Annotated in this window: 15 protein-coding genes; 11 read left to right on the top strand and 4 right to left on the bottom strand. The window is 74.8% G+C overall.

Going from position 1 to position 26,859, the window contains the following annotated elements; translation table 11 throughout:
• The first annotated feature begins 74 nt into the window (after positions 1 to 74).
• The gene (locus HCN08_RS36615) at positions 75 to 788 is read left to right on the top strand and encodes a GntR family transcriptional regulator (RefSeq protein ID WP_167984195.1); all 714 of its coding nucleotides are present in this window, start codon (positions 75 to 77) and stop codon (positions 786 to 788) included.
• A 147-nt stretch (positions 789 to 935) separates the two neighbouring features.
• Here HCN08_RS36615 and HCN08_RS18245 read toward each other — a convergent pair whose 3' ends face one another.
• Both HCN08_RS18245 and HCN08_RS18240 read right to left on the bottom strand, forming a co-directional pair.
• The gene (locus HCN08_RS18245; protein ID WP_167984194.1) at positions 936 to 2,495 is read right to left on the bottom strand and encodes an AMP-binding protein; all 1,560 of its coding nucleotides are present in this window, start codon (positions 2,493 to 2,495) and stop codon (positions 936 to 938) included.
• Positions 2,496 to 2,529: 34 nt separating this feature from the next.
• A complete protein-coding gene (locus tag HCN08_RS18240; RefSeq protein WP_167984193.1) occupies positions 2,530 to 3,390 on the bottom strand; it encodes a fumarylacetoacetate hydrolase family protein in 861 nt (286 codons plus the stop codon).
• A 312-nt stretch (positions 3,391 to 3,702) separates the two neighbouring features.
• On the opposite strand from HCN08_RS18240, the gene HCN08_RS18235 reads away from it, so the two are divergent.
• From HCN08_RS18235 to HCN08_RS18200, 8 genes are all read left to right on the top strand, one after another.
• A complete protein-coding gene (locus tag HCN08_RS18235; protein WP_167984192.1) occupies positions 3,703 to 4,737 on the top strand; it encodes an ABC transporter substrate-binding protein in 1,035 nt (344 codons plus the stop codon).
• Positions 4,738 to 4,788: 51 nt separating this feature from the next.
• Entirely contained in the window at positions 4,789 to 5,625 is an 837-nt protein-coding gene (locus HCN08_RS18230) for an ABC transporter ATP-binding protein (RefSeq protein WP_322974527.1), read from the top strand.
• On the top strand, positions 5,622 to 6,512 hold the full coding sequence (locus HCN08_RS18225) for an ABC transporter permease (protein ID WP_167984191.1): 891 nt from the start codon (positions 5,622 to 5,624) through the stop codon (positions 6,510 to 6,512). Before HCN08_RS18230 ends, HCN08_RS18225 begins: the two co-directional genes overlap by 4 nt.
• Positions 6,509 to 6,835 (top strand): hypothetical protein, encoded by a 327-nt coding sequence (locus tag HCN08_RS18220; RefSeq protein WP_167984190.1) that lies wholly within the window; start codon positions 6,509 to 6,511, stop codon positions 6,833 to 6,835. Before HCN08_RS18225 ends, HCN08_RS18220 begins: the two co-directional genes overlap by 4 nt.
• 108 nt (positions 6,836 to 6,943) lie before the next feature.
• The gene (locus HCN08_RS18215; protein ID WP_167984189.1) at positions 6,944 to 9,007 is read left to right on the top strand and encodes a hydantoinase/oxoprolinase family protein; all 2,064 of its coding nucleotides are present in this window, start codon (positions 6,944 to 6,946) and stop codon (positions 9,005 to 9,007) included.
• Positions 9,004 to 10,830 (top strand): hydantoinase B/oxoprolinase family protein, encoded by a 1,827-nt coding sequence (locus tag HCN08_RS18210; RefSeq protein ID WP_206318932.1) that lies wholly within the window; start codon positions 9,004 to 9,006, stop codon positions 10,828 to 10,830. Before HCN08_RS18215 ends, HCN08_RS18210 begins: the two co-directional genes overlap by 4 nt.
• An 80-nt stretch (positions 10,831 to 10,910) precedes the next feature.
• Complete coding sequence (locus HCN08_RS18205; RefSeq protein WP_167984188.1) at positions 10,911 to 11,702, top strand: alpha/beta fold hydrolase; 792 nt, start codon at positions 10,911 to 10,913, stop codon at positions 11,700 to 11,702.
• Positions 11,699 to 12,736: an LLM class flavin-dependent oxidoreductase gene (locus HCN08_RS18200; RefSeq protein WP_167984187.1), complete on the top strand. Its 1,038-nt coding sequence runs from the start codon at positions 11,699 to 11,701 to the stop codon at positions 12,734 to 12,736. Before HCN08_RS18205 ends, HCN08_RS18200 begins: the two co-directional genes overlap by 4 nt.
• 115 nt (positions 12,737 to 12,851) lie before the next feature.
• Here HCN08_RS18200 and HCN08_RS18195 read toward each other — a convergent pair whose 3' ends face one another.
• Entirely contained in the window at positions 12,852 to 15,257 is a 2,406-nt protein-coding gene (locus tag HCN08_RS18195; protein WP_167984186.1) for a phosphoketolase family protein, read from the bottom strand.
• Positions 15,258 to 15,431: 174 nt separating this feature from the next.
• Here HCN08_RS18195 and HCN08_RS18190 point away from each other — a divergent pair, with 174 nt between their 5' ends.
• Positions 15,432 to 15,956 (top strand): signal peptidase II, encoded by a 525-nt coding sequence (locus HCN08_RS18190; RefSeq protein ID WP_167984185.1) that lies wholly within the window; start codon positions 15,432 to 15,434, stop codon positions 15,954 to 15,956.
• 32 nt (positions 15,957 to 15,988) lie between these two features.
• Here HCN08_RS18190 and HCN08_RS18185 read toward each other — a convergent pair whose 3' ends face one another.
• Complete coding sequence (locus tag HCN08_RS18185; protein ID WP_167984184.1) at positions 15,989 to 16,825, bottom strand: class I SAM-dependent methyltransferase; 837 nt, start codon at positions 16,823 to 16,825, stop codon at positions 15,989 to 15,991.
• Between the two features lie 313 nt (positions 16,826 to 17,138).
• Between HCN08_RS18185 and HCN08_RS18180 the strand changes: the two genes are divergently transcribed.
• Positions 17,139 to 26,837, top strand: coding sequence for a type I polyketide synthase (locus tag HCN08_RS18180; RefSeq protein WP_167984183.1), 9,699 nt, complete (start codon positions 17,139 to 17,141; stop codon positions 26,835 to 26,837).
• Positions 26,838 to 26,859 lie beyond the last annotated feature (22 nt).

Genomic DNA, 26,859 nt, shown 5'->3' with positions numbered 1-26,859 from the left:
GTCGTACCGTCCGATTCGATGGCGTTTACGGCGAGTGCGACAACGGGACACACACAGAGAGGCGGTGGCGTCAAGTGGCGGGACCCGCGAAGACGACCGTCAGGTCGGAGGGCGGCGAGCAGAGCGTCTACGACGAGCTGCGCCGGCTCATCCTGCAAGGAGAACTGGCACCCGGCGCCGAGATCAGCCAACTGGAGCTGGCCGAACGCCTGAAGGTGTCCCGCACACCGCTGCGCGAGGCGCTGCGGCAGCTGGTCAGCGAGGGCCTGGTGGTCAGCGCCGGACCGCACCGCTCGGTGCGGATCAGCTCGCTGAGCATGACCGACCTGGACGACCTCTACTCGATGCGGGTGCTCGGCGAGGGCCTGGCCGTCTGGCTCACCGTGCCGATACTGCGCGGCGAGGACTTCGAGCGCCTGGAGCGGGACCTGGAGCTGACCACCTCGCGGGCCGACGCCGACGCGCACGGCCGCTTCCACCAGGGCCTGCGGATCGGCGCCGGCGCCCGGCTCAACGACGAGCTGCGGCGCCAGTTCGACCACGCCGAGCGCTACCAGCGGGCGTTCCTGAAGCTGCTGGACCCGGACGTCTTCGCCGTCAAGGTCGCCGAGCACCGGGCGATCCTCGACGCGTGCATCGCCCGCGACGCCGAACTGGCCCGGGACCTGACGGTCGACCACCTGGCCGGCACCGCCATGCACCTGATGACCTCGCAGCGGCACGCGCCCTTCGCGCTGCCGGCCGCCGTGACGATGGCCAAGGCCGGCCGCACCGCGGTACGGCCCTGAGCCGGCCCGGGCCGTGACCCCGGCCCGGGAAGGCGGGGGCGGGCACGGCGGCCAACAGGGCGGCGAAACATGACGGCGGGGGCGCCACCGGGATTCCGGCGGCACCCCCGCCGTCGCCTGCGGGGAGGGAGATAGCTGGACGGCGGCTCAGATGATGCGCCGGTCGTGGCCCGCCCAGTACTCGTCCCGCAGGGTCTTCTTGAGGACCTTGCCCGCTTCCGAGCGCGGCAACCGGCGGAAGACCACCTGCTTGGGCGCCTTCACGCTGCCCAGCCGCTCCCGGCACAGGTCCACGATCTCCGCCTCGGTCGCCGCCGCGCCCTCCTTCAGCTCCACCACCGCGGTCACCCGCTCGCCCCACTTGTCGTCCGGCAGCCCGATCACCGAGCAGTCGCCGACCGCCGGATGCGACCAGATCACCTGCTCCACCTCGCTGGGGAAGACGTTGAAGCCGCCGGAGATGATGACGTCGCGCTTGCGGTCCACCAGGTAGACGAAGCCGTCCTCGTCGACGTAACCGATGTCGCCGGTGGCGTGCCAGCCGCCGGGCCTGCCGACCGCCGCGGTCTGCTCGGGCTCGTCGTGGTAGCCGGCCATCCGCAGCGAGGTGCGCACCACGATCTCGCCGTGCTCGCCGGGGCCGAGCAGCCGGCCCCCGTCGTCCATGATGCCGACGTTCGCCGCGAGCGACGGCCGCCCGCAGCTGGCCAGCCGCTTGTGGAGCGCCGGGTCGGCCAGCGCCTCGGTGTGGTCCTCGGGGGAGAAGAAGGCGCACATCATCGGCGCCTCCACCTGCCCGTAGAACTGCGCCATCACCGGCCCGAAGACCTTGATGGCCTGCTCCAGCCGGGCCACCGACATCGGCGCTGCGCCGTAGAGGAAGTAGCGCAGGCTGGAGGTGTCGCGGCGGCCGGCGTCCGGGTGGTCCAGCAGCGCGTAGATCGCGGTCGGCGGCAGCAGCAGCCGGGTGACGCGGTGCTCCTCGATGGACTTCAGGATCGCCGCGGGCGAGACCCCGTCGTGGATGACGGTGGTGCCGCCCAGGCTCAGCACCGGGAAGGCCGCCGCGCCCGCCGCGTGGGTCAGCGGGGCGGCCACCAGGTTGACCGGGCGCCGCTCGGGCAGGTGCATGTTGAAGGCGTGGATCATCGTCTCCAGCGCCCGGTGCGGCAGCCCCACCGCCTTGGGCCGCCCGGTCGTGCCGCCGGTGCCGAAGTAGGCGGCCACCCCCTCCGGGTCCAGCGGCGGCAGCTCCACCCGGCTGCCCTCCGGCGCCATCCACTGCGCCAGGTCCGGCTCGCCGTCGCCGGTGGGCCGCAGCGCCACCAGGCGCTCAAGCCCCGGCACCCGCCCGGCCAGCTCCCGCGCGGTGCCGGCGGCCTGCGGCGCGTACACCAGCATCCGCGCGCCGACCAGGGTGAGCATCGCGGCCAGCTCGTCGGTGCTGGAGGTGGCGTTGAGCGCGACCCAGCGGCAGCCGGCCCGCATGATGCCCAGCACGCACGGCATGACCAGCGGGTCGTTGGGGCTCAGCACCGCGACCTGGTCGCCCTCGCCGAGCCCGTCGCGGTGCAGGGCCGCCGCGATCCGGTGGGTCGTCTGCTGCGCCTGGCCGTACGTCATCGGCTCGCTGCCGTCGTGCCGTACGAAGGCCACCGCCGCCGGGTCCAGGGACACCCCGCGGTCGAAGAACTCGATCACGCGCATCGCGCACCTCCCGTGCGCCGCGCCGCGGCGGCCCTCACCGGGCGCCCGGCACGCTCGCGGCGGTGACCGGCGCGACGCAGCGGTTGGCCTGCTCGCCGAGCCCGGCGATGGCGGTGCGCAGCGTCTGACCGGCGGTCAGGTAGACCGGCGGGCGGCGGGCGCCGCCGATGCCGGAGGGGGTGCCGGTGGCGATCAGGTCGCCGGGCACCAGCGTGATGAAGGAGCTGATGTAGGAGATCAGGCTGCCGACGTCGTGGATGAGCTGGCTGGTGTCCGAGCGCTGCATCACCGTGGCGTCCACGGTGCAGCTCAGCTCCAGCTCCCGGGCGTGCCCGACCTCGTCCGGCGTGACCAGGAACGGGCCGACCGGGGTGGACGCCTCGAACGTCTTGCCCTGCAGGAACTGCGAGGTGCGCAGCTGCCAGTCGCGCATCGAGACGTCGTTGACGATGGTGTAGCCGGCGACCGCCTGCCACGCCTGCTCCTCGTCGGCGTCCCGCACCGTCTGGCCGATGACGACGCCGAGCTCGACCTCCCAGTCGACCGCGTCGGAGTTCGCCGGCAGCACCAGGTCGTCGTACGGGCCGATGAGGCTGCGGCTGTACTTGGCGAACAGCGTGGGGTGGTCGGGCAGCGCGAGCCCCACCTCGGCCACGTGGTCGCGGTAGTTGACGCCCACGCACACGACCTTCTCCGGGTGCGGCACCAGCGGCGCGAAGTCCGCCTCCTGGCAGCTCACCGTCGCACCGTCGGCGCGCATCAGCGCGCTCGCCCGCCAGTCGGGGCCCGACGCGAGCAGCGCGCCGACATCGGTGTACGGCAGCAGGTGGATCACCTCGCCGTCCACCCGGCCGGCCGAAGTCCCGCCTTCCCAGCGGATCGTGGTCAGTCGCATCGGTCCCGTTCCTCCCGTAGATGAGCCCCGTCGATCGAGTCCGTCCGTACGCGTCCGGCGGGGGGAACCCGCCGCGCCCCGTGCGTCGATGAATCCGAGATGAGCCAGGAAATGCGCAAGACACCAGTCGCGTGTACGCTCTTCCCCGCCGAGTGTATACTAATCACACTTCTTTGGATACAAAGCCTGGTGCGCGGTATCCCCATGGGATCCATGGCAGCCCAGGCGCGACACCTTGAACCCATCGGTTTCACGCGTCTTCCGACGCAACGTGAAGCAATCCTGTGAAGCAATCGAGGAAGGGCGTACCCCGTGTTCCCACGACGCACCTTGCGCAGCGCGGTAGCACTGACGGTCGGCAGTCTCCTGCTCGTCGGTGTCAGTGCCTGCGGCAGCGACTCGGGCTCGTCGGGCAAAGGAGGCAAGCTGACCAAGGTCAGCTACCGCGGCCCGTTCGTCACCACCGGTGGTGACGCACCGATCTACTACGCGGCCAAGCTCGGCTACTTCGCCGACGCCGGCCTGGACGTCAGCATCAAGGACAGCAAGGGCTCCGAGCAGACCATCCAGGACGTCAACAGCGGCGGCTCCGACTACGGCATGGCCTCGGCGACCAACCTGGTCCTGGACGTCGGCAAGAACATGCCCGTCACCAGCGTCGCCACCCCGCTGGGCCTGAGCTCCTACGGCTTCTTCGTGTCGAAGGACTCCGGCATCACCTCCATCAAGCAGCTCAAGGGCAAGAAGGTCCTGGTCACCGCCTCCGGGCAGGCCAACGTCTTCGCCGCCCTCGCGGCCGACAACCTGACCAAGGACGACGTCCACCTGGTCATCGCCGACCCCACCACGCTGGCCACCGCCTACGCCTCCAACAAGGACGTCGACGCCGTGTACACCACGACGTTCCTCGCGGCCACGCTCGCCAAGCGCCCCTCGACCTTCCTTCCGCAGTCGCAGGCGGGCTACAACCCGCCCGACTACGCCATGGTGGTCAAGACCAGCAAGCTCAAGTCCGACCCGGACCAGGTGCACGCCTTCATCAAGGCCGTGCTGCGCGGCTACCAGGCCGCGGCCAAGAACCCGCAGGCCGCCGTCGACGCCCTGCTCGCCAAGCACCCCGAGATCAACCCGCAGCAGGCGATCGGTACGTTGAAGGCCACGCTGCCCTTCTACTGCTCGCCCTCGCAGCTCGACCAGCCCTACGGTATGAACGCCAACCGCGACTGGGTGATCACCGCCAACGCGATGAAGACCTACGCCGGCATGGCGGGCGCCACCAACGGCACCCGCTTCTACGACAACGAGCTGTTCACCGGGAAGGACCCGCTGAGTGTCGCATCGTGCTAGACGGCGCGGCGGGCACGCACCCGCCGTCCGGGACGTGATCAGGAGGCGATCGTGACAGGGAGCACCACCGCGAAGTACCCGGCGGCGGCAGCCGCGGGACTGCCGCTGCGGGCCGAGGGGCTCGGCAAGACCTTCCGCTCCGCGCGCGGCGCGGCGGTGCGGGCCCTGGACGGTATCGACCTGTCCATCGCCCCGGGCGAGTTCGTCAGCATCCTGGGTCCCAGCGGCTGCGGCAAGAGCACGCTGCTGGCGATCCTCGCGGGGCTCGACAAGGCCACGCAGGGCGCGGCGGTCGTCGGCGGCAAGCCGGTGACCGCACCCCTGGTCGACGCAGGCGTGATGTTCCAGCGGGACCTGCTGCTGGACTGGCACACCTGCGAGGACAACATCCTCATGCAGTTCAAGATGCGCGGCCAGCCGACCGCACCGCACCGCGACCGGGCCCGCGAACTGCTGGCACTGGTCGGGATGGAGAGTGCCGCGCAGCGCTACCCGCGTGAGCTGTCCGGCGGTATGCGCCAGCGGGTGGCGATCTGCCGCGCGCTGGTGCACGAGCCGCCGCTGCTCTTCCTCGACGAGCCGTTCGGCGCGCTCGACGCGCTCACCCGGGAGAACCTCAACACCGAACTCGCCGCGCTCACCGCCCACTCGGGGGCCACCGTCGTCTTCGTCACGCACGGCATCGACGAGGCGGTCTTCCTCGGCGACCGGGCGGTGGTGATGTCGGCCCGGCCCGGGCGGATCATCGCCGACGTGCGGATCGACCTGCCGCACCCGCGCGGGGCCCACATCCGCGAGCTGCCCGAGTTCACCGCGTACACCGCCCGGTTGCGCAAGCTGCTGGCCCACGACGGGCGACCGGACCACAGGGAAGGAGTCCGCCCATGAGCGGGACCGGCCAGCATGCGCCCACCCGGCACAAGGTGCACCCGGGCACCGGCGGCGACACCCTCGGCGCGGACCGCGCGGCGGCCGGGGGCGGGCCGCGCGGCGCCGCCGAACTCGCCGGCCGCCTCGCGCAGATGACGGTGGTCTGGTACGTCGTCGCGGTGCTGCTGGTGTGGCTGGCCTGGGAGATCGCCATCGTCGTCGGCGGCACCCCGGACTATCTGCTGCCCACCCCCTCGCAGGTGGCCAGCGCCTTCCGCACCTACCGCGAACCGCTCCAGCACCACGCGTGGTTCACCACCCGCGAGGTGCTGATCGCCTTCGCGCTGTCGGTCGCCGGCGGAGTGCTGCTGGCGATCCCGGTCGCCTTCTTCAAGTCCGTGGAGCGGGTGGCCTATCCGCTGATCGTGATGATGCAGGCCGTGCCGAAGGTCGCCCTCGGACCGCTGTTCATCGTGTGGTTCGGCTTCGGCCTCAGCACCAATGTCGTGATCGGCGTGTCGGTCGCGATCTTCCCGGTCATCGTCAACACCGCGCTGGGCCTGACCGGCATCGACCCCGACCTGGTGCGGCTCGGCCGCTCCATGGGCGGCTCGCCGATGCGGCTGTTCTGGCTGGTGCGGCTGCCGACCGCGCTGCCCAGCATCTTCGCCGGGCTGAAGGTCGCGGTGACCTTCGCGGTGATCGGCGCGGTCGTCGGCGAGTTCATCGTCGGCGGCTCGGGCCTGGGCTATCTGACGGTGTCGGCCAGCGGCAACCAGAACGTGCCGCTGCTGTTCGCCAGCGTCATCGCGCTCGCCGTCCTCGGCGTGCTGTTCTACGCCGCGATCGACGTCGCGGAACGGCTGGTGCTGCGGCACCACCCGCAGTCCGGGAACCGCGGATGACACGGGACGCCGACGCGCTGCTCACCGCGCTCGCGTCGGCGCCCCGCCGGGCGCTGCCCGCCACCCGGCTGGCCGCACTGGTCCGGCCGGTCGGCCTGGACGCCGGCCGGTTCGCCGGTGCGCTGGCCGCGCTGGCCGGCGCCGGGCGGGTCGCCGTACTGGAACCCCCGCCGCCCGACCCGCATCTGGCCGGCACCGACCTACGGGTCGTCGCCGCCGCCTCGGGCACCGACGGCGCCGCCGCGGCGGACGCGTACCTGCGGGCCCGGCAGTGCTGGGACGACACCCTGCGCGGCATCCTCGCCGCCCACCGCTGCCTGTAACGCCCGCCCGCACCACCCGTGCCGCGCCCCGGAGCACCACCGGCGCGGCCGGCGCGCCGGGCCCGCGGGCCCGGCGGCACCACCGTGCATCGACGAGGAGAGACCACCATGGCACTGCGCGCGGCTGTCGACATCGGGGGCACCTTCACCGATGTCGTCACCTACGACGACCTCACAGGACAGCTGGGACTGGGCAAGTCCCTCAGCACTCCCCAGGACATGATCCAGGGCGTCTTCGACGGGCTGGCCGCGGCCGGCACCTCCGCCGGCGACCTGGCGTTCGTCATCCACGGCAGCACCGTGGTCGTCAACGCGCTCATCGAGCGCAAGGGCGCCCGCACCGCCCTGGTCACCACCGCCGGCTTCCGCGACGTCTACGAGATCGGCCGGGTCAACCGCCCCGACGCCTTCAACCTCGCCTTCACCAAGCACGAGCCGCTCATCCCGAGGGAACTGATCCACGAGGTGCCCGAACGGCTCGGCGCCGACGGCCGGGTGACCCGGGAACTCGACGAGGCCGCCGCCCGCAAGGTCGCCCGGCGGCTGGCCGCCCAGGGTGTCGAGGCCGTTGCCGTAACCTTTCTGCACGCCTACCGCAATCCCGCGCACGAGATCCGCATGGGCGAGATCCTGCGCGAGGAACTGCCGGACGCCTACGTCAGCCTCTCCCATCTGATCAGCCGCGAGTACCGCGAGTTCGAGCGCACCTCCACCGTCGCCGCCAACGCCTTCGTCGGCCCGCTGGTCAGCGACTACCTGCGCCGCCTCGACGACCGGCTCGCCGACGCCGGGTCCGGCGCGCCGCTGGCGGTCATGCAGTCCAACGGCGGCGTGTGCGACGTCGCGACCGCCTCCACGAGCTGTGTGCAGATGCTGGAGTCCGGCCCGGCCGGCGGCGTCGTCGGCACCATCGCGCTGTGCGAGGCGCTCGGCTACCGCGAGGCCATCGCCTTCGACATGGGCGGCACCACCGCCAAGACCGCCGTCATCCGCGATCTGACCTTCCCGCTGGCCAGCGACTACTTCCTGGGCGGCTACCGCACCGGCCTGCCGATCCGCATCCCGTGCCTGGACATCGTCGAGGTCGGCACCGGCGGCGGCAGCATCGCCTGGCTGGACGACGCCGGCGGCATCCACGTCGGCCCGCGCAGCGCCGGCGCCGACCCGGGCCCCGCCGCCTACGCCCGCGGCGGCACCGCCGCCACCATCACCGACGCCGCCGTCGTCCTCGGCCACCTGCCGGCCGGCGGCAAGCTCGCCGGCGGCCTGGAGCTGGACGGCGCCGCCGCCCACCGCGCCGTCGCCGACCTCGCCGGCCGGCTCGGCATGGACCCGGTCGCCACCGCGGCCGGCGTCATCGCGATCGGCGCCGCCTCGATGGCCAACTCGGTACGCGCCGTCACCACCGAACGCGGCCTGGACCCGCGGGACTTCGCGCTGTTCGCCTACGGCGGCAACGGCCCGCTGCACATCTCGCTGGTGGCCAGGGAACTGGGCATCCGCAAGGTCGTCGTGCCGCCCTTCCCGGCGGTCTTCGCCGCCCTCGGCATGCTGATGGCCGACGTACGCCGCGACATCGTGCAGACCGGGGTGCGCACCCTCGGCACCGAGGACGACATCGACGCCGGCACCGAGGCCGCCCTGGAGACCTCCTTCGCGACCCTGGAGCGCGAGTGCGCCCAGGCGCTGCGCGGCGGCGCCGTCCGCTACGAGGGCCTGGACTACCAGCGCGCCGCCGACATGCGCTACGTCGGCCAGGAGCACACCGTGACCGTCCCGGTCCCCGACGAGCCGGGCGGCGCCGCCCTCAAGCGCGCCTTCGACCGCGCCCACGGCGAGCGCTACGGCCACAGCGCCCCGCAGGAGCGCGCCCAGATCGTCTCGCTGCGGGTCTCGGCGGTCGGCACGCTGCTCAAGCCCGACCTGCCCAAGGTCGCCCGCGGCCAGGCCGAACCGCCGGCCGGGGCCAGGACCGGCAGCCGCGACATCGTCTTCACGCCGGCCGAGGGCCCGCTGCCGGCGGCCGTCTACGCACGCGACGCGCTGCTGGCCGGCAATGTGGTCACCGGCCCCGCCGTGGTCGAGGAGCCCACCGCCACCACGCTGCTGCGGCCCGGCGACACCCTTGAGGTCGACGGCTTCGGCAACCTCCTCCTGACGATCGGACAGTGAGCGCGAGCATGGACACCACCACCCCGGCCGCCGGCGACACCGCGGCGGCCTCCGACGCGACCGCTGCGGCGACCGCGACCGCCGCCACCGACCCGATCACCGCGGAGATCATCCGCGCCTGCCTGGTCTCCATCACCGACGAGATGAAGACCAACCTGATGCGGACCGCCTACAACCTGATCATCTACGAGGCCCAGGACTTCACCGTCGGCCTGTTCGACGCCAACGGCGACACCATCTCGGTCGGTCTCGGCCTGCCGATGTTCGTCGGCGGCCTGTCGGACGCCATCAAGGCCAAGATCGCCTTCTACGGCCCGGACGGCATCAAGCCCGGCGACATCCTGCTCACCAACGACGCCTACATCATGGGCAGCCATCTCAACCACATGATCTTCACGCTGCCCGTCTTCCACGAGGGCCGGCTGGTGGCGTTCGCCGCGTCGATGGCGCACTGGCTGGACGTCGGCGGGCTGCTCGGCGGCACCACCACCGACATCTTCGCCGAGGGGCTGCAGATCCCGATCGTGAAGCTGTTCAAGGAGGGCGTGCAGGACGACGAGCTGACCCGGCTGATCGCCACCAACGTCCGCTTCCCCGACCTCGCGATGGGCGACCTGCGCGCCCAGGTCGCCGCCATCCGCACCGGCGAGAGCCGGATGCGCGCCCTGCTGGAGCGCTACGGCGCCGACACCGTGCAGGCCGGCATCACCGGGCTGTTCGACCACAGCGAGGAGCTGGCCCGGCAGGCGGTGCGCGCCATCCCGGACGGCGACTACCGCGCCGAGGCGTACATGGACGACGACGGTGTCCACACCGGGACGCCGGTGCCGATCCGGGTGCGGGTCGTGGTCGACGGCGACCGGATGACCATCGACCTCAGCGAGATGAGCCCGCAGGTCGCCGGCTATTTCAACTCCGGTGCGACCGCCGGGCGCTCGGCCGCGCAGGTGGCCTTCACCTGCCTGACCTCGCCCGACCGGCGGCCCATCAACACCGGCGCGGTGCGCCCGCTGGAGGTGGTGCTGCCGCCCGGCACGGTGGTCAGCGCGACCAAGCCGGCCGCGATGCGCTGGTGGATGACCTACCCGATGACCGTCGTCGACTGCGTGTTCAAGGCGCTCGCCGACGTGCTGCCCGACGGTGTCGTGGCCGGGCACTACGCCGACCTCGGCATGACGATGAGCTACGGCGTGGACGAGGCCACCGGCCGCTTCTTCCAGTTCCTCGGCGGCCCGCAGGGCGGCGGCTGGGGCGCGACCTCGCGCGCCGACGGGCAGAGCGCCACCATCTGCATCAACGACGGCGACACCCACAACGCGCCCGCCGAGGTCATCGAGTCCAAGTACCCGATGGTCACCGTCGAGGAGTACGGGCTGCGCGAGGACTCCGGCGGCCCGGGCCGGCACCGCGGCGGCCTCGGCACCCGGATGCGGGTGCGGATGCACACCGCCGCGCGGCTGGACTCCTGGATCGAGCGCACCTCCTGCGCCCCCTGGGGCCTGGCGGGCGGTCGGCCGGGCCTGCCCAACGGCATCCACATCGAACGGGCCGACGGCGAGCCGGTCACCTTCCCCAACGGCAAGGTGGGCCGGGCCGAGATCAACGCGGGGGACTGCCATGTGGTGGAGCTCGGAGGCGGCGGCGGCTACGGCGACCCGTACGAGCGCCCCGCCGGGCGCGTCCTGGCCGACGTGCGGGCGGGCTATGTCTCGGTCGCCTCGGCCCGCGAGGCGTACGGCGTGGTGGTCGTCGTCGAGGAGGACGGCGACAGCGTCTCGTTCCGGCTGGACGAGCCGGGCACCGCGCTGCTGCGGCAGCGCTGAAACTGTGCACAAAGTTCGAAGAGATGTACGTTAAGCTCCCGGAAGTGAATACAACTCATGCCGCTGGCAGGAGGTCGTAGATGCGCCGTGCATACGCCGATGTCCCGGCAGGCCAGATCCACTACGTGGAGGAGGGCGAGGGCGACCCGGTGCTGATGCTGCACCAGTCGCCGCGCTCCTGGACCGAGTTCCAGTACGTGGTGCCGCTGCTGGGCCGCACCCACCGCGCCATCGCCATGGACACCCTCGGCTACGGGGGCTCCTCCCCGGTGCCGCACACCGGCGAGGGCCCGCACCAGGACAGCGTCGAGGAGTACGCCGCCGGCGTCGTCATGCTGCTGGACGCGCTCGGCATCGAGCGGGCGAGCCTGGTCGGCCACCACACCGGCGGCGTCATAGCCGTCGAGGTCGCCGCCGCCCACCCCGAGCGGGTCCACAAGCTCGTGGTCTCCTGCACCCCCTTCGTCGACGCCGTCGGCCGCACCCAGCGCCCCGACGTCGACGGGGCCGAGGTCCAGGAGGACGGCGGCCACCTCACCGAGCTGTGGCGGGTGCGCCAGCCGTACTACCCGCCCGGCCGCCCCGACCTGCTGGAGGACTTCATCGTCGACGCGCTGACCGCCGGCCCCCGGCGGCACGAGGGCCACGCCGCCGTCGCCCGCTACGCGATGGAGACCCGGCTGCCCGAGCTGGCCTGCCCCGTCCTGGCCGTCGGCGCCCCCGGCGACGTCGCCTACCGCGACCTGCCGCGCTGGGCCGAGGCGGTGCCCGGCATCCGGGTGGCGGAGATCAAGGGCGGCATGGTCCCACTGCCCGACGGCATGCCCGAGGAGTTCACCGACACCGTGCGCGACTTCCTGGAGGCGGCGTGACCGCCCCGCTCCGCTTCGGCCTGCGGGTGCCGCCGTGCGCACCCGCCAAGGAGATCGCCGACTTCGCCCGCCGCGCCGAGGACGCCGGCGTCGACACCGTGTGGATCCCCGACTCGCAGTTCCTGTGGCACGACGTGTGGACCACCGCGGCACTGGTGGCCGACCGCACCGAGCGGATCGGCGTCGGCGTCGCCGTCACCAACTTCGAGACCCGGCACATCGCGGTGACCGCCAACTGCGTCGCCTCGATCGACGACATCTCCGGCGGTCGCGCCAAGGTCGCCTTCGGCACCGGCGACAGCTCCGTCAAGACCATCGGCAAGCGCCCCACCCCGCTGGCCCGGATGCGGGAGAACGTCGCCCTGCTGCGCCGCCTGCTGCGCGGCGAGGAGGCCAGCTGGCCCGGCCCCTACGGCGACCGGCCGATGCGGCTCAAGCGGCACGCCCGGCGCGAGATCCCGGTGCACATGGCGGCGAGCGGCCCCAAGTCGCTCGCGCTCGCCGGTGAGATCGCCGACGGCGTGATCCTGGCCGCCGGCACCGCGCCGCACCTGGTCGAGCGCGGGACCGGCTTCGTGCGGGCCGGCGCCGAGCGGGCCGGCCGCACCCTCGCCGACCTCGACATCGTGCTGGCCGCGCACACCCTGGTCACACCCGACGAGGCCGACGCCGTACGGCAGGTCAAGCCGCTGTGCCTGGCCATGGCCCAGCTCGGCGCCGGGGCGGCGCTGCGCGCGGTCGGCATCGACATCCAGGTGCCCGACGTCGTCGAGGGCGTCTACCCCGACATCACGCACGCCGAGAGCTGGGACCTCGCCGTCTCCATCGCCGACCGCTACATCGGCGACGAGGACGCCGAGCGCTTCGCCGCCAACCTCACCCTCGCCGGCACCTCCGGCCAGATCGGCAAGCGGATCGAGGGCGCCGCCGCGACCGGCATCGGCTCCTTCTACCTGCTCGGCCCCTCCTCCTACCAGCTCCCGCACAACCAGCTCGACGCCTTCGCGTCGACCTTCGCCCCGTACACGGGGTGACCGGAACGCGGCCGGCCCGGTGCCGGCCGCCGGCCCGGCCTGCCGCCGCACACCACGGGGGGTACGGCGGCAGGCCGGCGCAGGACCGCCCGCGGTCCCGCGCCGGACACCGGGCTCAGCCCTGCCAGGACCAGTCCGCGACCTCCGGCAGGTCCGTGCCGTGCTCGCGGATCCACTCGTGGTGGCGCAGCCGCACCTCGTCCATCCGCTGCCGCACCGCCGCCGCCGTCACGCCCAGGCCCGGGACCCGGTCGATGACGTCCATGACCAGCCGGTAGCGGTCGAGGTCGTTGCGCAGCACCATGTCGAACGGCGTGGTCGTCGTGCCGATCTCCTTGTAGCCGCGCACATGCAGGTTGACATGGCCCTCGCGGCGGTAGGCGAGCCGGTGGATCAGCCACGGGTAGCCGTGGTAGGCGAAGATCACCGGCTTGTCGGGCGTGAACAGCGCGTCGTACTCCGCGTCCGACATCCCGTGCGGGTGCTCGTCCTTGGGCAGCAGCCGCGCCAGGTCCACGACGTTGACGACCCGCACCCCCAGCTGCGGCAGGTGGTGCCGCAGCAGCTGGGCGGCGGCCAGGATCTCCAGCGTCGGCACATCGCCCGCGCACGCCAGCACCACGTCGGGGCCGCGCCGTACGTCCTCGGTGCCGGCCCACTCCCACAGGCCCGCCCCGCGGGCGCAGTGCGCGCGGGCCGCGTCCATCGTCAGCCAGTCGAACGACGGCTGCTTGCCGGCGACCACCACGTTGACGTAGTCCCGCGAGGACAGCACATGGTCCGCGACCGACAGCAGCGTGTTGGTGTCCGGCGGCAGGTAGACCCGCACCACCTCGGGCGCCTTGTTCAGGACGTGGTCGATGAAGCCCGGGTCCTGGTGCGAGAAGCCGTTGTGGTCCTGCCGCCACACATGCGACGTCAGCAGGTAGTTCAGCGACGCCACCGGGCGGCGCCACGGCAGCCGGCGGGTCGTGCGCAGCCACTTGATGTGCTGGTTGACCATCGAGTCGACGATGTGCACGAACGCCTCGTAGCAGGAGAACAGGCCGTGCCTGCCGGTCAGCAGATAGCCCTCCAGCCAGCCCTGGCACGTGTGCTCGGACAGGATCTCCATCACCCGGCCGTGCCGGTCCAGGTTCTCGTCCACCTTCAGGACCTCGGCCTGCCACGCCTTGCCCGACGCCTCGTAGACCGCCTGGAGGCGGTTGGACGCCGTCTCGTCCGGGCCGACGATCCGGAAGTCGCGGCGGCCCTCGGTGTCGGCCATGACCTGCTCCAGCATCTCGCCGAGGACCCGCGTCGGCTCGTGCAGCGCCCCGCCCGGGGTGTCCACCGGCACCGCGAAGCGGTCCAGCGGCGGCAGCGGCAGATCGCGCAGCAGCAGCCCGCCGTTGGCGTGCGGGTTCGCCCCCAGCCGGCGCTCGCCGGCCGGCACGCACTCCAGCACCTGGGCGCGCGGCCGGCCGCTGTCGTCGAACAGCTCGGCGGGGCGGTAGGAGCGCAGCCACTCCTCCAGCTGCCGCAGGTGGTCCGGGTTGTCCCGCACCTCGGCGAGCGGCACCTGGTGGGCGCGCCAGGTGCCCTCCACCGGCAGCCCGTCGACCTCCCGCGGCCCCGTCCAGCCCTTGGGCGTCCGCAGCACGATCACCGGCCAGCGCGGCCGGGCGGCCCCGCCCGCGTCGGAGTCCCAGCCGCGGGCGGCGGCCTGGAAGGCGGCGATACGGTCCAGGGCCGTATCCAGCGCCGCGGCCATCTCCCGGTGCACGGCCATGGGGTCGTCGCCGGTGACATGGATCGGCTCATGGCCGTAGCCGCGCAGCAGCTCGTCGAGCTCGTCCTGCGGGAGCCGGGCCAGCACGGTCGGGTTGGCGATCTTGTAGCCGTTCAGGTGCAGGATGGGCAGCACCGCGCCGTCGTGCACCGGGTCCAGGAACTTGTTGCCGTGCCAGGAGGCCGCCAGCGGGCCGGTCTCCGCCTCGCCGTCGCCGATCACGCAGGCCACCAGCAGCCCGGGGTTGTCCAGCGCGGCGCCGTAGGCGTGGCTGAGCGAATAGCCCAGCTCGCCGCCCTCGTGGATGGAGCCCGGGGTCTCCGGCGCCACATGCGAGGGCACGCCGCCGGGGAAGGAGAACTGCCGGAAGAGCCGGGCCATGCCGGGCTCGTCCCGGGTGACGTCCGGATACGTCTCGGTGTAGCTGCCCTCGATCCAGGAGTTCGCCAGCACCGCGGGACCGCCGTGGCCCGGGCCCCATACGCAGATCGCGTCCAGGTCGCGGGCCTTGACCACCCGGTTGAGGTGGGTGTGCACCAGGTTCAGGCCCGGCGAGGTGCCCCAGTGCCCCAGCAGCCGGGGCTTGATGTGCTCCGGGCGCAGCGGCTCGGTCAGCAGCGGGTTGGCCATCAGGTAGATCTGGCCGACCGCGAGGTAGTTCGAGGCACGCCAGTGGGCGTCGAGCGCCCGCAGTTCGTCCTCGGACAGCTCCGTGGGCGAGGGCGTCGAGGGCGTGGACGCGTCGGGCATGCGGGACCTCCAGGCGAGACGGTGTCGTCCGCACCAGCCTTCCCGCCCGCCGCAGGAGGCAACAGGGCCGTTCGGGGAAATGTTCGGGGCACATGGTCCCGAGCCGGGCCGCCGGTGGCGCCGCGCGCCGGGCGTAGGCTCGACACGACGTCACGATCACGCGGGAGGCGGCCGATGCGGCAACGGGGAGTGGCGCAGCGCGCCCTGTGGATCACGGCGGCGGCCGGGCTCGCCCTCGACCAGTCCACCAAGGCGGTCGCCGCCGAGCTGGTGGAGGGCCACCAGCCCAGCCACGTCCTGGGCGGCCTCGTCACCTTCACGGCCTACCGCAACTCCGGCGCGGCCGGCTCCTTCGCGCCCCGCGCGACCCTGGTGTTCACGCTGCTGGCCATCGGGGTGTGCGCCTTCATCGCCCGCAAGTCGCCGGCCATACGCTCCACGGGCTGGGGCGTCGGGCTCGGCCTGATCTTCGCCGGCGCCGGCGGCAACCTCGCCGACCGGCTCTTCCGCACCCCCGGCTTCGGCCGCGGCGCGGTGCTGGACTTCATCCAGGTCGGGCACGGCGGCATCTTCAACCTCAGCGACCAGTGCGTCATGGCCGGCGTGGTCACGGTGATGATCCAGCTGCTGCGCGGCGTCCCGCTCACCGGCCCCGCCCCGGCCGCGGCGCCGGCGCCGGCGCAGACCCCCCGCTCCTGAGGCCGCCGCACCCTCCGCCCGTACGGCACCCCCTACGCGGTCGCCGTCACCAGCCAGGCCGCGCCGGTCAGCCGCACACCGTCGGGGGTCGCGTACGGGGCCAGCGCCTCCTGGAGCAGCTCGCGGGCCGCCTCCGCCGAGGGCTGCGCGGCGAGGAGGGTGCGGACCGGGCCCCAGCCGGCGAGGAACGCGGCGGCGGCGGGCGCGTCCGGCCCCCAGGTCTGGGCGGCCTCCACCGGGGCCACGGACACCGCGCGTAAGCCGGCGTCCGCCAGCAGCGACTGCGTCCGCGCCGGATCGGCCAGCGAGAACGCGCCCGCGCGCGACAGCCCGTCGTCGGGCGGCCCGGCGGCCCGCGGGCCCGCGAGAGCCGCCAGCACCGTCCCCACCTCGTTGCGCTCCACCGGCTGCAGGCTCAGGAAGGCCAGCCGGCCGCCCGGCCGCAGCGCGCGGTGCACATTGCGGAACGCCGCGACCGGGTCGGCGAAGAACATCACCCCGAAGCGGCTGACGGCCACATCGAAACCGGCCGCCTCGAAGGGGTGCACCTGCGCGTCCCCGCGGACGAACTCCGCGTTGCCGACGCCCTCGCGCCGCGCCGTCGCCCGCGCCCGCTCCAGTATCGGCGCGGACAGGTCGACACCGAGCGCGCCGCCGCGCGCCGCCCGCAGCGCCGCGAGCCGGGTCACCTGCCCGTTCCCGCAGCCGATGTCGAGGACGCGGTCGTGCGCGCCGATCGCCGCAGCCGCGAGCAGCGGCGCGTTGAATCCGGCGTTCACCGCGTCGTAGTCGTCCTGGTGGTCGGCCCAGTGGGCGCCCTCCGCGCCGTTCCAGGCAGCCGCCTGCTCGGTGTTGACGATGCTGTGCACACGACTCCCTCCGCGGGCGCCGCACCGCGGCCCGTCCTGCTGCTGACGCCACCTCAAACGATCCCGCCGCCCGCCGGTCACGCCCCCGTACGGCGACCGGGTGAGCGGGCCGCATCGCGGACTGCGCGCGGAGCGGAGCCGCAGAGTTGTAACGCTCACACCAGCAATCTGCGCGATGCTGCCGCTTCGGCCCGGCCGTAGCGTCTGACCCGGAGTTTTCGGAACCTCAGGGTTCGTGGCGCGTAAACGGGGGGCGCTCGCCGCCGCCTGCTGTCGCGTCCGTTCCCGGCCGACGCCAGGGGAGGGCAGCCGGATGCAGCAGGACGATCAGGACGAGGCCGTCGCGGTCATCGGGCTCGGATGCAGACTCCCGCAGGCCCCCGACCCGGCCGCGTTCTGGCGGCTGCTGGTCCAGGGCCGCAGCGCCGTCGGGCAGGTCCCGGCCGGCCGCTGGGCCGACACTCCGGGCGGCACGGACGACCTGCCGCCGGCCGTGCGCACCGGCGGCTTCGTCGACGGCGTCGACCTCTTCGACCCCGCCTTCTTCCGGCTCTCGCCGAAGGAGGCCACCGCCATGGACCCCCAGCAGCGGCTCATGCTGGAGCTGGGCTGGGAGTCGCTGGAGGACGCCGGGATCCGCCCCGCCGACCTGCGCGGCAGCGCCACCGGCGTCTTCTTCGGCGCCATGGCCGACGACTACGCCACCCTCGCGCGCCGGGCCGGCCACCGCGCCATCACCCGGCACACCCTCGCCGGTCTCGAACGCGGCCTGATGGCCAACCGGCTCAGCTACGTGCTGGGCCTGCGCGGGCCGAGCCTGACCGTCGACTCCGGGCAGTCGTCCTCGCTGGTCGCGGTGCACCTGGCGGTGGAGAGCCTGCGCTCGGGCCGCAGCGAGCTCGCGCTGGCCGGCGGCGTCCACCTCAACCTCGTCCCCGACAGCGCGATCGGCGCCCACCGGTTCGGCGCCCTGTCGCCCGACGGCCGATGTCGGGTCTTCGACGCGCACGCCAACGGATACGTACGAGGCGAGGGCGGCGGGGTCGTCGTCCTCAAGCCGCTGCGGCGAGCGATCGCCGACGGCGACGAGATCTACTGCGTGATACGCGGCTCGGCCGTCAACAACGCCGGCGCCGCACCCGGCCTGACCGTGCCGAGCGCCCCCGCCCAGGAGGAAGTGCTCCGGGCCGCCCACGCCATGGCGGGCACCGACCCCGCCGCGACGCAGTACGTCGAACTGCACGGCACCGGCACGAAGGTCGGCGACCCGGTGGAGGCCGCCGCGCTCGGCGCGGTCCTCGGGGCCGGCCGCCCGGAGGGGACCGCGCTGCTGGTCGGCTCCGCGAAGACCAACGTGGGCCACCTCGAGGGCGCCGCCGGCGTCGTGGGCCTGCTGAAGGCGGCGCTCAGCATCAAGCACCGCCGCATCCCGGCGAGCCTGAACTTCACCACCCCCAACCCCGCGATCCCGCCCACCGTGCGGGTCGCCACCGCCGAGGGCCCCTGGCCGCACCCGGAACGCCCGCTGCTGGCGGGCGTCAGCTCGTTCGGGATGGGCGGCACGAACTGCCACCTGGTGCTGACCGACGCGCCCGCGACCGCGGTGGAGGCGGCGCAGTCCGGTGCCGGGGATGCGCCCGCGGCGCAGGCCCGGCCCGCTGCGGTCGCGCTGGCCGTCTCCGGGCGGGACGGGGCCGCGCTGCGCGCGCAGGCCGGGCGGTTGCGGGACCATCTGGCCGACCGGCCCGAGCTGGCGCCGGCCGACGTCGGGCGCGCGCTGGCCGCCGCCAGGACCGCCTTCGACGAGCGGGCCGTCGTGCTCGCCGGCGGCGAGAGCGGCACGGACGACCGTACGACCGTGCTGCGGGCCCTCGGCGCGCTCGCCGCAGGCGACGACGACCCCGCCGTCGTACGCGGCCGGGCAGCCGCGGAACCCGGCGCGACCGCCTTCCTCTTCGGCGGCCAGGGCGGCCAGCGCACCGGCATGGGGCGCGGCCTGCACGCCGCCTTCCCGGTCTACGCGCGGACCTTCGACGCCGTGTGCGCGCAGTTCGACCGGCACCTGGACGTGTCCCTGCGCGACCTCGTCCTGGCCCCGCCCGCCGCCGGGCCCGACCCGCGCATCGACCGCACCGCCTACACCCAGCCCGCGCTCTTCGCCCTCGAAGTCGCCCTGAACCGGCTGCTGGAGAGCCTGGGCCTGCGGCCCGACCTGCTGGCCGGGCACTCCATCGGCGAGGTCGCCGCCGCCCACGCCGCCGGGACGCTGACGCTGCCGGACGCCGTGACGCTGGTGGCCGCGCGCGGGCGGCTGATGCAGGAACTGCCGGCCGGCGGCGCGATGGTGTCCGTCAAGGCCGCGCCCGAGGAGGTCGCGGAGGTGCTGGCCGGCCACGACGACCCGGCGGCGCCCGCCGGTATCGCGGCGCTCAACGGCCCTGAGGCGGTGGTCGTCGCGGGCGCCGAGCCCACCGTGCTCGCCGTCGCGCAGGAGCTGGCCGCGCGCGGCCGGAGGACCCGGCGGCTGCGGGTCAGCCACGCCTTCCACTCCGCGCTGATGGACCCGATGCTGGACGCCTTCGGCGAGGTCGTCGCCGGCCTGGAGCTGCGCGCGCCGGCGCTGCCCGTGGTCTCCACCCTCACCGGCGCCCCGGTCGACCCCGCGCACTTCACGACCCCCGGCTACTGGGTCGACCACGCCCGGCACGCCGTGCGCTTCGCCGACGCAGTGAGCGCACTGCACGGCCTCGGCGCCACGACCTTCGTCGAACTCGGCCCCGACGGCGCGCTGTCCGGCCTGGTCCGCGCCTGCCTGCGGGACGGCGCCGCCGCCGCGCTGCCCACCCTGCGCGGCGACCGGTACGAGCCGGGCGTGCTCGCCGCCGCCCTCGCGCAGGCCCACGTCCGCGGCGTCCCCGTCGACCTCGCCGCGCTGCACGGGCCCGGCGCGCGCCGGGTGCCGCTGCCCACGTACGCCTTCCAGCGCGCCCGGCACTGGCTGGACGCGGCGCCGGCGGCCCCGCTGCCCGCGGCCCCCGTACCGCAGACCGCCACGCCCGAGGCCGCCCCCGTACCGGAGACCGCCCCCGCGAGCGACCCCGCGCCCGGGCCCGCCGCACCGCAGCCCCGCGCGGGCGCCGACATGCTGGAGCTGGTCCGCACCAACCTCGCACTGGTCCTCGGCCACGTCACCACCGACGTCGTCGACGTCGACCGGGCCTTCAACGAACTCGGCCTTGACTCCCTCGGCGCCGTCGAGCTCGCCGACCGGCTCGGCGAGCTGACCGGCACCGACCTGCCGCCCGAGGAGATCTTCAACCACCCCACCGCCGCCCGCCTCGCCCGCCGCCTCGCCGCGCCCGGCGAGGACCGCACGGGCGCCCCGGCGGCCCCCGCCGCGGCCGGCGACCCGGCGGAGCCCATCGCGATCGTCGGCATGGCCTGCCGCTTCCCCGGCGGTGTCGAGACGCCCGAGGACCTGTGGGAGCTGGTGGCGTCTGGCACCGACGCGATCGCCGACTTCCCCCAGGGCCGCGGCTGGGACCTCGGCTCGCTCTTCGACGCCGACCCCGACAAGCCGGGGACGTCCTCGGCGCGGGCCGGCGGCTTCCTCTACGACGCCGACCGCTTCGACCCGGCCTTCTTCGGCATCAGCCCCCGCGAGGCCACCGCGATGGACCCGCAGCAGCGGCTGCTGCTGGAGACCTCCTGGGAGGCGCTGGAGCGGGCCGGGCTGCCGCCCCGGTCGCTGCACGGCAGCAGCACCGCCGTCTTCACCGGCGCGATGTCGCAGGACTACGGGCCGCGGCTGCACGAGCCGGCCGGCGGCTACGACGGCTACCTGCTGACCGGCAGCACGGCGAGCGTCGCCTCCGGCCGGGTCGCCTACGCACTCGGCCTGCACGGGCCCGCGCTCACCGTCGACACCGCGTGCTCGTCCTCGCTGGTGGCCACGCACCTCGCGGTGCGGGCGCTGCGGCAGGGCGAGTGCTCGCTGGCGCTGGCCGGCGGCGCCACCGTGATGGCCACGCCCGGGATGTTCGTGGAGTTCAGCCGGCAGCACGGCCTGTCCTCCGACGGCCGGTGCAAGGCCTTCTCCGCCGACGCCGACGGCACCGGCTGGGCGGAGGGCGTCGGCGTGCTCGTCCTGGAACGCCTCGGCGACGCGCAGCGCAACGGCCACCGCGTGCTGGCCGTGCTGCGCGGCTCGGCCGTCAACCAGGACGGCGCCAGCAACGGGCTGAGCGCGCCCAACGGGATCGCCCAGGAGCGCGTCATCCGGCAGGCGCTCGCCGACGCGGGGCTCGGCCCCGGCGACGTCGACGCCGTCGAGGCGCACGGTACCGGCACGACGCTCGGCGACCCGATCGAGGCCCGCGCGCTCATGGCCACCTACGGCGCGGGGCGCCCCGCCGACCGGCCGCTGTGGCTCGGCTCGCTGAAGTCCAACCTCGGCCACATGCAGGCCGCGGCGGGCGTCGGCGGCCTCATCAAGACCGTCATGGCGCTGCGCCACGGCACCCTCCCGCGCACCCTGCACGCCGAGCGCCCGACCCCGCGCGTCGACTGGTCCGCCGGCGGGGTGTCCCTGCTGGCCGAGCCGCGCGCCTGGCCCGAGACCGGCCCGCGCCCGCGCCGGGCGGCGGTGTCGTCCTTCGGCATCAGCGGCACGAACGCCCACGTCATCCTGGAAGCCGCCCCGCCTTCCCCCGCTGCGGCCCCCGAGGCCGCCCCCGAAGCCGCGGACAGCGGCACCCCCGGCGCGGTAGCGCTGCCGCTGTCCGCCAAGGACCCCGCCGCCCTGCGCGGCCAGGCCGCCCGCCTGCTGGCGCTGCTGGACGCCGAGTTCGGGCCGGCCCCCGCGCCGGAGCCCGGCGGACAGAGCGAGCCCGGCGGGCCCGGCGGGGACACCGCGCCGCCGGTCCCCGCCGCGGAGGCCGCGCGGCTCGCCGCGATCGGGTACGCGCTCGCCACCACCCGGACCGCCTTCGACGAGCGGGCCGTCGTCGTGGGCGAGTCCGCCGCGCAGGTACGGGCCGCGCTCGGCGGGCTGAGCGAGGGCGACACGCCCGCCGGCGTCGTCACCGGGCGGGCCGCCGGGCCCGGGCGCACCGTCTTCGTCTTCCCCGGGCAGGGCTCGCAGTGGCGCGGCATGGGCCTGGAACTGCTGGACGCCAGCGCGGACTTCGCCCGCCGGATGCGGGAGTGCGACGCGGCGCTGGAGCCGTACACCGGCTGGTCGGTGCTCGCGGTGCTGCGCGGCGAGCCGGACGCGCCGCCGGTGGAGCGGGTGGACGTCGTGCAGCCGCTGCTCTTCGCGGTGATGGTGTCGCTCGCCGAGGTGTGGAAGGCGCACGGCGTCCTGCCGGACGCGGTCGTCGGGCACTCGCAGGGCGAGATCGCCGCGGCCTGCGTCGCCGGCGCGCTGGACCTGGACACCGCCGCGCGGATCAGCGCGCTGCGCAGCCTCGCCGTCGCCGAGCTGTCCGGCCTCGGCGGCATGGCGTCGGTGCCGCTGCCCGCCGCCGAGGTCGAGCGGCGGCTCGCCGCCCACGGCGGCCGGCTCGGCATCGCGGTGACCAACGGCCCGGCCGCCACCGTCGTCTCCGGCGACGCGGACGCCCTCGACGACCTGCTCGACAGGTGCAAGGCCGAGGAGATCGACGCCCGCCGCATCGACGTGGACTACGCCTCGCACTCCTGCCACGTCGACGCGCTGCGCGACCGGGTCGCCAAGGACCTCGACGGCGTCGGCGCCGCAAGCTCCGCCGTGCCCTTCTACTCCACCGTCGACGCCGACGTCCTGGACACCGCGGGCCTCGACGCGGACTACTGGTTCCGCAACCTGCGGCACACCGTCCGCTTCGACGAGACGATCCGCCGGCTGTACGCCGACGGCCACCGCTCCTTCGTCGAGATCAGCCCGCACCCGGTGCTGGTGACCGCCATCCAGGACACGCTGCGCGAGACCGCCCCCGACGACGGGGCCGGCGCCGACGCCTGGGGCACGCTGCGCAGGAACGACGGCGGGCGCAGGCGGTTCCTCACCTCCCTCGGGCAGGCGCACGTGCGCGGGCTCGCCGTCGACTGGGACGCCGTCCTCGCCGGCCGCGACCGGCGGCGGCCGGTGGACCTGCCCACGTACGCCTTCCAGCGGCAGGGCTACTGGCTCAGCGCCCCCGCGCCCACCGCCCAGGCGCCGGGCCTGGACGCGGCCGGGCACCCGCTGCTCGGCGCCGCCCTGGAACTGGCCGGCAGCGGCGACCTGGTGCTGACCGGCCGGCTGTCGCTGGCCGGCCACGGCTGGCTCGCCGACCACGCCGTACGCGGCACCGTGCTGCTGCCCGCGACCGCCTTCGCCGACCTCGCCCTGCACGCCGCCCGGCGGGCCGGCTGCGGCGGCGTCGAGGAGCTGACGCTGCACGCGCCGCTCGTGCTCACCGCCGACGACGCCGTGCAGGTCCAGCTCACCGTGGGCCCGGCCGGCGGCGACGGGCGGCGCGCGGTCGCCGTGCACGCCCGGCCGCAGCCCGCCGCCGGGCAGGCCGCCGACGCCGAGAGCTGGACCTGCCACGCCGACGGCACCCTCGCCCCCGCCGCGCCGGCCCCCGCCGCCTTCCCGGCCGCCTGGCCGCCGCCCGGCGCGCAGCCGCTCGACCTCGCCGGCGCGTACGGGCGGCTCGCCGACCTGGGCTACGACTACGGGCCGGGCTTCCAGGGGCTGCGCGCCGCCTGGCGGCTGGGCGCCGAGGTCTACGCCGAGGTCGAACTGCCCGCCGTGCAGGGCGCGCCCGGCGCCGACGACGGCTTCGAGGTCCACCCGGCGCTGCTGGACGCGGCGCTGCACCCGCTGGTCCTCTTCGCCGCCGGGCACGACGGGCCCGGCGTCGTCCTGCCCTACAGCTGGGGCGGCCTGGCCCTGCACGCCACCGGCGCGAGCGCGCTGCGGGTCCGTATCGCCCCCGCGGCGAGCGGCGCCGAGGCCGCCTTCGCGCTGGAGGCCGCCGACCCGGCCGGCGACCCGGTCGTCAGCGTCACGTCGCTGGCCACCCGGGTGGCCCCCGACGAGCTGTTCGGCCCCGTCCGCCGCTCCGGCACCCCCCTCTTCCACGTCGAGTGGACCGACACCCCCGCCGCCGAGCAGCCGCGCCAGCAGCCGGCACCGCGCTGGGCGGTCCTGGACGCCGGCTTCCCCACGGCCGGGCCCGCCGACGTGTACGTCCTGCCGGCGGCCGAACCCGCCGCGCTGGGCGCCGGCGCCGCGGAGCCCGGCGGCGACCAGGCCGCCGCCACCCACGCCGTCACCGCCGCGGCGCTCGCGCTGGTGCAGGCGTGGCTCGGGGACGAGCGGGTCGGGGACAGCCGGCTGGTCGTCGTCACACGGGGCGCGGTCGCCGTCCGCGACGGGGAGGACCTGGCCGACCTCGCGGCGAGCGCGCTGTGGGGGCTGCTGCGGGTCGCGCAGACCGAGCACCCCGGGCGGATCGTGCTGCTGGACACCGACCCCCGGCTGCCGCTGCCCGCCGCGCCGGGGGACTTCGGCCGGTACGCCGCCGCGCTCGCCGCGGACGAGCCGCAACTGGCCGAGCGCGACGGGCGGTTGCTCGCCCCACGGCTCGCGAGGGTGTCCGCCGCCGACCTGCCGGCGCCGCCCCAGGACGGCACGCCCTGGCGGCTCGCGCCCGCGCCCGGCGCCCAAGGCGGCCTGGACGCCGTCGTGTTCACTCCCCGCCCCGAACTCGCCCGGGCACTGGCCCCCGGCGAGGTGCGGGTGGCGCTGCGGGCGGCCGGGCTGAACTTCCGGGACGTCGTCGTCACGCTCGGCATGGTCGACGACGGCCGCGCCATGTGCGGCGAGGGCGCCGGCGTCGTCCTGGAGACCGGCCCCGGCGTCACCGACCTCGCCCCCGGCGCCCGCGTGATGGGGCTGTTCTTCGCCGGCGTCGGCCCGGTCACCGTCACCGACCGCCGCCACCTGACCCGTATCCCCCAAGGGTGGAGCTTCGCGCAGGCCGCGACCGTGCCCATCGTCTTCGTCACCGCCTACTACGGCCTCGCCGACCTCGCCGCGCTCCGGCCCGGCGACAAGCTGCTGCTGCACGCGGCGACCGGCGGCGTCGGCATGGCGGCGCTGCAACTGGCCGCGCACTGGGGCGCCGAGGTCTACGCCACCGCGTCCCGCGGCAAACACGACACGCTGCGCGACCTGGGCGTACCCGCCGAGCGCATCGCCGACTCGCGCAGCCTCGGCTTCGAGGACGCCTTCCGGGCCGCCGCGCCCGGCGGCATGGACGTCGTCCTGAACTCGCTGGCCGGCGAATTCACCGACGCCTCGCTGCGGCTGACCGCGCCCGGCGGCCGGTTCGTCGAGATCGGCAAGACCGACATCCGGGACGCCGCGGCCGTCACCGCCGCCCACCCCGGCATCGGCTACGCCGCCTTCGACATCCTCGACGCCGGCGCCGACCGCATCCAGCAGATCCTGCGCGACCTGGGCGAGCTGTTCGACCGCGGCGTCCTGCGCCCGCTGCCGCTGCGCGCCTGGGACATCCGCCGGGCCGGGCGCGCGCTGCGCCACCTGGGCGCGGCCCGGCACACCGGCAAGCTCGTGCTGACCCTCCCGCGCGACCTCGACCCCGAGGGCACCGTCCTGATCACCGGCGGCACCGGCACCCTCGGCCTGCTGCTGGCCCGCCACCTGGCCACCGACCACGGGGTCCGGCGGCTGCTGCTGGTCAGCCGGCGCGGCCCCGCCGCCGACGGCGCCGCCCGGCTCACCACCGAACTCGCCGCGCTCGGCGCCGAGGTGACCGTCGCCGCCTGCGACGCCGCCGACCGCGGCGAACTGGCCGCGGTGCTCGCCGCGATCCCCGCCGCGCACCCGCTCACCGCCGTCGTGCACGCGGCCGGCGTGCTGGACGACATGACCATCGCCTCGCTCACCCCGGCGCAACTGGAGTCCGTACTGCGCCCCAAGGTCGACGCCGCCTGGAACCTGCACCGGCTCACCGCGGGCCACGACCTGGCCGCCTTCGTGCTGTTCTCCTCCATCGCCGGCGTCCTCGGCAGCCCCGGCCAGGCCAACTACGCCGCCGCCAACGCCTTCCTGGACGCCCTCGCCCACCACCGGCACGTCAGCGGCCTGCCCGCGACCAGCATCGCGTGGGGCTACTGGGCCGAGGCCAGCGGCATGACCGCCCACCTGACCGGCCTGGACACCGCCAGGATGACCCGCGGCGGCCAGCTGCCGCTGCGCTCGGACCAGGCGTTCCTGCTCTTCGACGAGGCCGTCGCGCACGGCGGCGCCGCCACCGTCGCCGCCCGCTTCGACCACGCCGCGCTCGGCGTGCAGGACGCCGGCGTCCCCGCGCTGCTGCGCGGCCTGGTCCGGGCCCCCGCCCGGCGGGCCGCCGCCGCACGGCAGCAGGCCGGCGCGCTGCCGCTCGCCGACCGCCTCACCGCGCCCGGCACCGACCCGCAGCGCGTGCTGCTCGACCTGGTACGCGCCCACGCCGCCGCCGTCCTCGGCCACGGCGACCCCGACCACGTCGCGGCGGGCCGGTCCTTCAAGGAGGCCGGCTTCGACTCGCTCACCGCCGTGGAGTTCCGCAACCGCATGACGGCGGCGACCGACGTACGGCTGCCCGCCACGCTCGTCTTCGACCACCCCACGCCCACCGCGGTCGCCGCCTTCCTGCTGGAACGCCTCGCGCCCGCCACCGCCCCCACGCCCACGCCCGCCGCGGCGCCCGACTCCGGCGCGCCGCCGCGGCAGACCCTGACCGCCGACCTGGACCGCGTCGAGGCCGCGCTCGGCGCGACCGGCGCGGACGACCCCGAACGGGCCGCCGCCACGACCCGGCTGCGCGAGCTGCTGCGGCGCTACGCCGCCGACCTGCCCGGCACACCCCCCGCCGGGACCGTCCACGACTTCGCATCCGCCTCCGACGAAGACCTCTTCAACGCGCTGGACAGTGACCCCTTGATGCGCCAGGTGGGAAATGACTACTGAGACGACCGAAGACAGGCTCCGC

Origin of the sequence: Actinacidiphila epipremni (assembly GCF_012034175.1) — a bacterium.
GTDB classification, from domain to species: domain Bacteria; phylum Actinomycetota; class Actinomycetes; order Streptomycetales; family Streptomycetaceae; genus Actinacidiphila; species Actinacidiphila epipremni.
The sequence above is the reverse complement of the archived record's forward strand: the minus strand, read 5'-3'. Positions and strand labels throughout refer to the sequence as shown.